Below are 2,920 nucleotides of genomic sequence, written 5' to 3'. Positions count from 1 at the left end.
GCCAAGACCGCCGTCGACCGCGGCCTGACCATCGCCCCCGCGATCGTCGATCTGGTGGAGGCCGGGTATGTGGCGCCTGAGGCGTATCGGGCGCCCGAGGCCGCGACCGCGGCCTCGGACCTCTTCTCGGCCGGGGCCGTGCTCTACGAGCTATTCACCGGCGAGAAACCCTTTTCCGGCGATCCCAACGTGGTCTGGGATCGGGAGGGCGTCTTCCTGTATGCGCCGTCGGAACTCAGGCCCGAGCTTGGCCAGGCGTTCGATGCGTGGCTGGAGCCGCTGTGCCGCTTTGATGCCGGCGCGCGCCCGGGGGCCGTGGCGGCACTGGCTGGGTTGAACGCCCTGCTGCAACCGGCCCCACAGGTCCCCGCCGTGCCGCGGCCCGAGGTGTCGGCGGCGGTCAGTGCCGAGGACGAGACTGATTACCTCAACCTGCCCGCGGGGCACCGGCTGACCCATAAGTTTGTGGTGGAGCGGCGGTTGGGGCGGGGCAGCTTCGGCGTGGTTTATAAGGTGATCGATACCCTGGGCGATGTGGCACGGGCGGTGAAGCTGGTCCTCAACGACCGACATTCCACCTTGGATCGGCTGAAGAAGGAGTATCAGCCGCTGGTGCAGATCCCGGAGCATCCGCGCATTGTGCGGGTGCTGGATGCGGACCTGATCCCCGGCGCCGGTATTCCCTACCTGGTGTTTGAGTACACCGAAGGGTCGGATGTCGGCGACATGATCGCGCAGCGCCTGCTCTCGGCGGAGGATGCGCTGGAGTTGGCCCGGCAGGTGATCGAGGGTCTGGTCCACCTGCACGGCAACGGTTTCCACCACTGCGATATCAAACCGCGCAATCTGCTGTGGACGACCAAGGGGGCCAAGATCATCGACTTCAATGTGTCGGTGCGCGCCGATGACCGCGAGGCGCGGGGCGGTGGTTCGCGCCGCTACCTGCCACCGGACTTCGATCCGGAGGCCATCCCCCACAACGGAGAGCGCGCCGACCGGGACCTGTACGCGCTGGGCCTGACGCTCTACGAGGCCCTGACCTCCCGCTATCCGTGGGACTTGAGCGAGCCCCCAGCGAACCGACTGGCACCGGACCCGCGCGAGTTTTCGGGCTGCGCCGATCTGGCGCCCGAGCTGGTGGACCTGGTGCTCAAGGCCATCGCCCCAAGGCGGGCCGAGCGCTTTGGGACCGCTGGCGAATTCCGTGATGCCCTGGCGGCGATCCGCCAGGCCCGGCGCGCGCGGGCACCGAGTTTGGCGATCCTGGCGCCGGGTCTGGGTAGCGGCGGTGCGGCGCCTACCAGTGCCTCACCCAACAGCAATCCATTCGTCTCCCATCTGCTCCGCCTGTACAGCCAGAGCCGCCGCAGTAACGCCGGTACCCGTGGCTTGGATGCCCTGGGCTTTTCTGCCTATGTGGAGACCGCACTGGACCGGGAACTGCTGCCGGCGGTGCTGGCGGGTGAGTTCCGGCTGGTGTTGATCTCGGGAAACGCGGGCGACGGCAAGACGGCCTTCCTGCAGCGGCTGGAACTGGAGGTCCAGGCGCGCGGAGGAGGCGTCGACCAACGATTGGCCAACGGCAGCCGTCTGAGTCTGGCCGGTCGCCGTTACCTGATCAACTACGACGGCAGCCAGGACGAGGGCGCCAAGGACAACAATCAGGTGTTGCGGGAGTTCCTCTCCCCCTTCTCGGGACGGGATGCCGGCCTGTGGGAGGCCCCGGAGACCCGGCTGATCGCCATCAACGAGGGACGGCTGGTGGATTTCCTGACCACCTTCGCTGACGAGTTCCCGGCCCTGACGGCCCAGGTGCAAGGCGCCTTCGCGACCGGCAAGACCGGGGCCGGGGTGGCGGTGGTGAACCTGAACCTGCGCAGCGTGGTGGCACCGGCTGCGGATGGGTCCATCCTGGAACGGACGCTGAGCGACATGACCGCCGGCGGGAACTGGGTCGCCTGCGAGGGTTGCGACCTTAAGGCCAGTTGCTATGCCCTGCACAACGCCCGCAGCTTTCAGGATGCGGTCGCCGGGCCGCGCCTCACGGAGCGCCTGAAAACCCTCTACACCATGGCCCACCTGCGCGGGCGGTTGCACATCACCATGCGCGACCTGCGCTCCGCCCTGTCCTTCATGCTGATCGGCAACCGGGATTGTGCGCAGATCCATGCCCTCTACGCGGCCGGCCATCATGACGAGATTGCACGGGGCTACTACTTCAACAGTTGGATGGGCGGCGGCCAGCCGACGGCGGATCGGCTCGTCGGGCAGTTGTGCGAACTGGACGTGGGCCGCCAGGAGGACCCGCGTTTCGACCGGGGGCTCGACTTTGTACAGCCCGACGACTGCGCCCTGTTCCGCTTCGAGGGCCGGGGGCCGTTCGACTTCGCGGTCTTGCAGCGCCTGTTCGACGAGTTGCCGCGCGGGGTCGCGGAATGCTCCATCAAGGAGCGGGCGAGCCGGCACCGCGATTATCTGGCCATGGCCCGGCGACGGCAGTTCTTCGAGCGGCGTGACAACGCCTGGGAGCGACTGCTGCCCTACCGCTCCGCCAAGCGGATGGTCGAGCTTGTCCAGGGCGAGGGGTCGACCGCCGCCCTCACCACCGAGATCTTGCACGCCATCAATCGGGGCGAGGGCCTGCAGCGACCCGAGCGTCTGGGCCACTGCCTGGCACTGCAACTGCGTCCAGTGGAGAACGGGACGGTGCGCAGCTACCGGCTGTTCCCGTTGGAGGGTTTTTCACTGGCGGTGCAGGCAATTGTCGATCGGGCGCGCTTCGTGGAACACCTGCCCAGCGGCCTGATCCTGCGTTTCCAGGGACAGGGTAAGGGGGCGCTAGCCAGCGAGCTGATCATCAATCTGGATGTGTTCGAGATGCTGATGAGGCTCAATGCGGGCTACCGACCCAGCGTGGAGG

The 2,920-nt window shown here is 67.4% G+C and carries 1 protein-coding gene; it reads left to right on the top strand.

Going from position 1 to position 2,920, the window contains the following annotated elements; all coding sequences use genetic code 11:
• Positions 1–2,920 (top strand): serine/threonine-protein kinase (locus QZY48_RS25745; RefSeq protein ID WP_295436377.1); only part of this gene is annotated, 2,920 nt, incomplete at both ends.

The organism is uncultured Thiodictyon sp., from assembly GCF_903828115.1.
Classification (GTDB): Bacteria; Pseudomonadota; Gammaproteobacteria; order Chromatiales; family Chromatiaceae; genus Thiodictyon.
The sequence above is the reverse complement of the archived record's forward strand: the minus strand, read 5'-3'. Positions and strand labels throughout refer to the sequence as shown.